The organism is Streptomyces sp. NPDC059917, assembly GCF_042730635.1.
Classification (GTDB): domain Bacteria; phylum Actinomycetota; class Actinomycetes; order Streptomycetales; family Streptomycetaceae; genus Streptomyces.
The window spans coordinates 230,200-235,589 of record NZ_JBHWLC010000002.1; the positions used below are offsets into that span (position 1 = coordinate 230,200).

Here is a 5,390-nt window from a genome sequence, read left to right on the forward strand (position 1 = left end):
TCTCGTCGGGGACGAAGTCGGTGGAGGGGTTCCCGGCGCGGCCGTGGTGGCTGTAGTCGTAGCCCTGGCGGGACTTGATGTACTCGGTGAGCGCCTCCGGCACCAGGCCGGAGTGCTCGCCGTAGCGGGAGACCAGGTCGGCGACGTGGTTGCCGACCATGCCGCCGAACCAGCGGCACTGGTCGCGGGCGTGGGCCAGGTCCTCGCCCACGTAGGCGGGGGCCGCCACGCAGATGGTGATCGAGGCGGGGTCGCGGCCCGCGTCCGCGGCGGCCTGGCGGACCGCCTTGATCATCCACTCGGTGAGGAAGGGGTCCGCGAGCTGGAGGATGAAGCCGTCCGCCTTCTGCCCGGCCAGGGCCAGGGCCTTCGGCCCGTACGCCGCCATCCAGATCGGCAGCTTCCCGTCCGTGATCCAGGGGATGCGGATCGGATTGCCGTCGACCTGCGCCTCGCGGCCCTCCGCCAGGTCCCGGATGACGTCCATGGCCTCGCCGAGGCGGGCCAGGGTGTTCGGGGCGCGGCCCGCGACGCGCATGGCGGAGTCGCCGCGGCCGATCCCGCAGACCGTGCGGTTGCCGTACATGTCGTTGAGGGTGGCGAAGGTGGAGGCGGTGACCTCCCAGGTGCGCGTGCCCGGGTTGGTGACCATCGGCCCGACGTGCATCCGCTGGGTGTTGGCCAGGATCTGGCTGTAGATGACGAACGGTTCCTGCCACAGGACCGCGGAGTCGAAGGTCCAGCCGTAGCGGAAGCCGTTGCGTTCGGCGCGCTTCATGAGGCTGACGACCTGGGAGGCGGGCGGGTCGGTCTGGAGGACGAGGCCGAAGTCCATGCGGGGACTCTCCTTACAGGTGCTGGCCTTACAGGTACTGCCCTTACAGGTGCTGGCCTTACAAGTACTGGCAGGTGGAACGCGCTACGAAGGCCCCGTGGCCGGCCCGGCCGGTGTACTCGCGCCGATCGACGACGAGTTCGCCGCGCGAGAGAACCGTGTCGACGCGTCCGGTGATCCGCCTGCCCTCGTACGCCGAGTAGTCCACGTTCATGTGGTGCGTCTCGGCGGAGATGACCTGCTCGGCGTGCGGATCGTAGAGGACGACGTCGGCGTCGGAACCCGGCGCGATGGTGCCCTTCTTGGGGTAGAGGCCGAACATCCGGGCCGGGGTCGCGCACGCGATCTCGATCCAGCGGCGGCGGCTGATGTGCCCGTCCAGGACGGCCTGGTGCAGGAGGTCCATCCGGTTCTCCACCCCCGGCAGCCCGTTCGGGATCTTGGAGAAGTCCCCGCGGCCCAGCTCCTTCTGGCCGCGGAAGCAGAAGGGGCAGTGGTCCGTGGAGACCACCTGGAGGTCGTTGGTCCGCAGGCCCCGCCACAGCGCCGCCTGGTGCTCGCGGGGGCGCAGCGGGGTGGAGCAGACGTACTTGGCGCCCTGGAAGTCGGGCTCCTCCAGGTTGTCGGTGGACAGGAAGAGGTACTGCGGGCAGGTCTCGCCGAAGACCGGCAGGCCCTTGTCCCGGGCCGCCGCCAACTCGGCGACGGCCTCCTCGGCCGAGACGTGGACCACGTACAGCGGGGAGCCCGCGACCCTCGCCAGCTGGATCGCGCGGTGGGTGGCCTCCGCCTCCAGCAACACCTTGCGGACCTCGCCGTGGTGGCGCGGGTCCGTCTCGCCACGGGCCAGGGCCTGTTCGACGAGCACGTCGATCGCGATGCCGTTCTCGGCGTGCATCATGATCAGCCCGCCGTTGTGCGCGGAGCGCTGCATGGCGCGCAGGATCCGCCCGTCGTCGCTGTAGAAGACGCCCGGGTAGGCCATGAAGAGCTTGAAGGAGGTGATGCCCTCCTCGACGAGGAGGTCCATCTCCTTGAGGGTGCCCTCGTTGACGTCGGAGAGGATCATGTGGAAGGCGTAGTCGACGGCGCAGTTGCCGTCGGCCTTCGCGTACCAGGTGTCCAGTCCCTCGCGCAGGGACCGGCCCACGCTCTGCACGGCGAAGTCCACGATGGTGGTGGTGCCGCCCCAGGCGGCGGCCCGGGTGCCGGTCTCGAAGGTGTCGGAGGCGGCGGTGCCGCCGAAGGGCAGCTCCATGTGGGTGTGGACGTCGACGCCGCCGGGGATGACGTACTTCCCGCTCGCGTCGATCGTCCGGTCGGCCGTCCACGCGGCGGCCGCCGCCGAGCCGTGCGCGGCGAGCGCGGCGATCCGGCCGTCCTCGATCAGGACGTCGGCGTGCAGCTCGTCGGCGGCCGTGACGACCAGGCCGCCGGTGATCAGGGTGCGGTGGGGCATGTGGCCCTCCCCCGTCTGTAGTTGCGTGCGGTCACGTGCCGGACGGCCCTAGTCGAGGGTGCGCAGGGCTTCGGCGAGGATCTCCGCGCCCTCTTCCGCCTCGGCGACCGTGAGGGACAGCGGTGGTGCGATGCGCAGCACGCTGGTGTTGTAGCCGCCGCCCTTGCCCAGGAGCAGTCCTCCGGTGCGGGCGGCCTCCAGGACGGCCGCGGCCGCTTCCGGGTCGGCCTGGTCGCTGCCGGGGCGGGTCAGTTCGATGCCGGCCATCAGGCCTCGGCCGCGCACCTCCCGTACGGCGGGCACGCCGGCGGTGACGGCGCGCAGCCGTTCCAGCAGCAGGCCGCCGACCCGGCGGGCGTTGCCCTGGAGGTCGTGTTCGAGGAGGTAGCCGAGGTTGGCCAGGCCCGCGGCCATGGTGACCGGGGACCCGCCGAAGGTGGAGATGGAGTTGGAGTCCAGGCAGTTCATGATCTCGCCGCGGGCGACGACGCCGCCGATGGACATGCCGTTGCCGATGCCCTTGGCGAAGGTCAGGATGTCCGGCGGACCGTTCTGGGCGTGGGCCTGCCAGCCCCAGAAGTGCTCGCCGGTACGGCCCCAGCCGGTCTGCACCTCGTCGCTGATCCAGAGGATGCCGTGCCGGTCGAGGACCTCGCGGAAGGCGCCGTAGAGCCCGTCGGGCGGGGAGGTGAAGCCGCCGACGCCCTGCACCGGTTCGGCGATCAGGGCGGCCACCTGGCCGCGCGCCTGGCCGAGCACGTCCTCCAGGTCCGCGAGGGCGGCGGCGGTGAAGTCGGCGTCGGACAGCGCCGCGAAGGGCCCGCGGTGGCGCACCGCGCCCTGGACGTAGTACGTCTGGAGGGGCGAGAGGCTGGTCGGGGACCAGCCGCGGTTGCCGGTGATGGAGACGGTCGCGAAGGACCGGCCGTGGTAGCTGTTGCGCATCGCCAGGACCTGGTTGGAGCGGCGGTACGTCGTCGCCAGCAGCAGGGCGGTGTCGTTGGCCTCGGTGCCGGAGGTGGTGAAGAAGACCCGGGCGTCGGGGATGCCGGACAGGGCGGCGACCCGCTCGGCGAGTTCGACCATCGGCCGGTTCAGGTACAGGGTGGAGGAATGGATGATCCGCCCCGCCTGGTCGGCGACGGCCTTGGTGACCTCGGGGAGGGCGTGGGCGGTCATGGTGGTGAGGATGCCGCCGAAGAAGTCCAGGTAGCGGTTGCCGTCGGCGTCCCAGACGTGGCGGCCCTCGCCGTGGGTGAGCTCGATGGGGCGGTCGTAGTACAGGGCCAGCCAGTCGGGCATGACGGCCTGGTGGCGGGTGTGGAGCGGGATCGGGTCGGTCACGGCTGTACGAGCCCTCCGTAGGCGTCGGGGCGGCGGTCGCGGTAGAAGGCCCATTGGTCGCGGACCTCCTTGATCAGGTCGAAGTCGAGGTCGCGGACCAGGAGTTCCTCCTCCTTGTCGCTGGCGACGTCGCCGACGAACTGGCCGCGCGGGTCGACGAAGTAGCTGGTGCCGTAGAAGTCGTTGTCGCCGTACTCCTCCTGGCCGACGCGGTTGATGGCGGCGACGAAGTACTCGTTGGCGACGGCGGACGCGGGCTGTTCCAGCTGCCAGAGGTAGCCGGACAGGCCCCGGGAGGTGGCCGAGGGGTTGTAGACGAGCTGGGCACCGGCCAGGCCGAGGGCGCGCCAGCCCTCCGGGAAGTGCCGGTCGTAGCAGATGTAGACGCCGACCTTGCCCACGGCCGTGTCGAACACGGGCCAGCCGAGGTTTCCCGGACGGAAGTAGTACTTCTCCCAGAACCCCTTGACCTGCGGAATGTGGTGCTTGCGGTACTTGCCGAGGTAGCTGCCGTCGGCGTCGATGACGGCAGCGGTGTTGTAGTAGAAGCCTTCGCTCTCCAGCTCGAAGACCGGCACGACGATGACCATGCCGGTCTCGCGGGCGAGCTCCTGCATCCGGCGGACGGTCGGGCCGTCGGGTACGGCTTCCGCCCAGCGGTAGTGCTCGGGCTCCTGCACCTGGCAGAAGTACGGGGCGTTGAAGACTTCCTGGAACCCGATGATCCGCGCGCCCTGGGCGGCGGCCCTGCGCGCGTGCTCCTCGTGTTTGGCGATCATCGACTCGGTGTCGCCGGTCCAGGTGGCCTGGACCAGCGCGGCGCGGACGAGGTGGGCCATGAGCTGCTCCTTGCGACGGGACGCCGGCCTCTACGCACGTAGACGGTGTGCGTAGGGAGTCGAAAGTAAGCCTCGTCACACTCCGGGGCAAGACCACCGCGCACGGATGGCCGAGACGATCAACATAGGTCGCACAGCGGTCGATTGTGTTCAGCCAGGGCCGCAAGTCGGACAGAGGGGCGGGAGGGCCGGGAGGGGCGGCCCCGGTGGGCTCAGCCGGTGGAGGCGATTTTGGCCACCCGGAAGGCGTGGACGAGATCCCGGTGGGCGGATCCGGCCAACCCGCGGGCCGCCGCCAGCAACCGCGGCGCGAACCAGCGCGGATCCCGGCGCGCGAGGGCGGCCGCCTCCTCCGCGGTGCGCACCCGGACGAAGGCCGTCAGCAGGGCGTCGGCCTCGCGGGACCGGCCGGCCGCGCCGAGCGCGAGGGCCGCTTCGGCGATCTCCGGGGCCGGGCGGGCGGCGCCCTGGCGCAGCAGCCGCTCGCAGTCGGCGGTACGACCGGCGTCGCTGAGGGCGGCGGCGAGGGCGGCCAGTCGGTCGGGGGGCAGCGAGGCCGCCTCCCACAGCAGGGTGGCCCAGTCGGCGCCGAGCCCCGCCCGCTCCAGCTCCCGGGCCAGCCCGGCCAGCGGCGCCGCGTCCCACCGGGCGGCCTCGCACAGCAGTGCGTGCGCCTCCCCGGTCCGGCCCTTCCCCCTCAGCTCGATCAACTCGGCCACCAGTACGGGCGTGCGCGCCCCGGGCTCCGCCCCGCCGCGCCCGGCCTCCGGCGCGCCCGCGCCCCCGGGCGCGCCGGTCTCCGTACCCGGCCGGTCCGCCCCCCGCGCACCCGGCGGCCCCCCGGCCGCCGGGTGGCCGAAGCGGGCCCCGCTCGGGGCGGTGGCGCGGACCGCGTCCGGGGCGTCCGCGAGCC

At 72.1% G+C, this 5,390-nt stretch carries 4 protein-coding genes and 1 pseudogene; all 5 read right to left on the reverse strand.

Annotated elements, in window-relative coordinates; genetic code table 11:
• On the reverse strand, positions 1–835 hold an 835-nt coding region (locus ACFWAR_RS02240), incomplete at its 3' end, for a TIGR03842 family LLM class F420-dependent oxidoreductase (protein WP_385772356.1).
• 58 nt (positions 836–893) lie between these two features.
• Entirely contained in the window at positions 894–2,294 is a 1,401-nt protein-coding gene (gene hydA / locus ACFWAR_RS02245) for a dihydropyrimidinase (RefSeq protein ID WP_385772357.1), read from the reverse strand.
• Positions 2,295–2,342: 48 nt separating this feature from the next.
• Positions 2,343–3,596 (reverse strand): aspartate aminotransferase family protein, encoded by a 1,254-nt coding sequence (locus ACFWAR_RS02250; protein ID WP_385772376.1) that lies wholly within the window; start codon positions 3,594–3,596, stop codon positions 2,343–2,345.
• Between the two features lie 38 nt (positions 3,597–3,634).
• Positions 3,635–4,477 (reverse strand): nitrilase-related carbon-nitrogen hydrolase, encoded by an 843-nt coding sequence (locus tag ACFWAR_RS02255; protein ID WP_354383121.1) that lies wholly within the window; start codon positions 4,475–4,477, stop codon positions 3,635–3,637.
• Between the two features lie 212 nt (positions 4,478–4,689).
• A pseudogene (locus tag ACFWAR_RS02260) lies at positions 4,690–5,390 on the reverse strand (UL36 very large tegument protein); the annotation flags it as partial.